This window comes from Acinetobacter lwoffii (genome assembly GCF_024129855.1).
Lineage (GTDB): Bacteria > Pseudomonadota > Gammaproteobacteria > Pseudomonadales > Moraxellaceae > Acinetobacter > Acinetobacter lwoffii_L.
Genome location: NZ_JAMXXC010000064.1, coordinates 1 through 1479 on the forward strand (window position 1 = coordinate 1; position 1479 = coordinate 1479).

Annotated in this window: 1 protein-coding gene and 1 pseudogene; one reads left to right on the forward strand and one right to left on the reverse strand. The window is 27.3% G+C overall.

Annotation, left to right across the window (positions count from 1 at the left end; translation table 11 throughout):
• Window positions 1–93: 93 nt before the first annotated feature.
• A pseudogene (locus tag NI465_RS16495) lies at window positions 94–309 on the forward strand (BrnA antitoxin family protein); the annotation flags it as partial.
• 556 nt (window positions 310–865) lie between these two features.
• Here the strand turns inward: NI465_RS16495 and NI465_RS16500 are convergent.
• A complete protein-coding gene (locus NI465_RS16500) occupies window positions 866–1366 on the reverse strand; it encodes a YqhA family protein (protein ID WP_110976010.1) in 501 nt (166 codons plus the stop codon).
• Window positions 1367–1479 lie beyond the last annotated feature (113 nt).

Consider the following 1479-nt stretch of genomic DNA (forward strand, 5'->3'; position numbering starts at 1 on the left):
AAAGTTAAATCCTGTGCTTGACTCTTGTGGTTAAAAACAGGACATTTTAAATGGTTTATCGCATAGACATTTTAATTGGTGAATAACAATGTACCAGATGAGCTATTAGATCTATCAGATATTCCTGAAATTACAGACTGAAGTAATGCTATTCGTCATGGGCAATTTTATTGTCCAGTAAAGCAACAAACCTCTGTTCGTCTTGATGCTGATGTACTTGCATGGTTAAAAGCACAAGGGAAAGGCTATCAGACACGCATGAATAAAATTCTGCGTGAAGCAATGTTAAAAGATTTAAAAAATCATTAATAAAAATGGGAGTTTAAGCTCCCATTTTTGATTTTCTAAAAACTTTAGGAAAATTTAAATTAATCTATAATTAGAATAGATTTTTTGATTAATTTCCTCTAATAAATTATTAGCTAGAATAATTTTTTCAGGGCTGTCTAAGCCGTCACAACGAAAAATAAAACTTGAATTTGCTTTCTCAACCGAAATCACATTCAGCCCAACAAAGTATTCATCCAGCTTTTTTAATTCAGAATGGCTAGGTTTGTGCAACAAAGCCATTTGGAGTTAGAAAAGTTCCGAATCCTGATCGGGATTTTTTTAGAAAATTTTTGCCAGTTTCTAAGAATATTGGATCATTTTTTGGTTTTTTTCTTATGGAAAAACCAAGCATGCAGATTTTTTGATTAAAGAAAGAGTGCAGTATTTCTATTTGAAGCTGCAATCTTTGACGCAATTTTGAGTTTAGTGAAGTTTGAATCAGACATTTTTTCTCAATACATGACGATCTCTAATCTTAACTTCAATTAAATGCTCAAATAAAAGAGTAATTATAAATGAGTCCTTGCGATTTAAGTTATTCATCGTCTTTGTGATGATCATTATCTAATAGCTTACAAGTAAAAATTATTGCTAATATGACTAGGCTAGAAGAAATACCAGCATATAAGTTGGCTAAAGTTCCACCAAAAACAACAATATCTTCTAAAAACAAGATGACTATAACTATAATAGATACATGTAATATAATAACTTTTAGATCATGAAACTTATTAATTGATAGTGTCTTAAGAAAAGAACTATTGTCAAAAATAGCTTGTTGAATAAATAATTTATAAAAACCTGCTGAAATTAAATGAAATGTAATAGCAATTAACGAGACATCGAGGATTTTTAAAAATTTAACAACAACTATTTTTACTTCAAAATTAGTTGCATATATATTTTTTATAATAAAAATTATTGCATCAATTAGAAGATATATAGTTGATAAATATAAAAAAATAGAAGATATTATGCAATTTATAATAACTATAATAACTAAAAATCTACTCTTTTCAAAAAAATTTTGTAGCACTTGATAACATCCCTTAAAATGAGGCTTTGTTGCATAAATATGTAAGCATCTGATTTAAATAAATTTAATTTTGGATCAAAAAATAATCAAAACTTTTAAAATCATATAGTTAT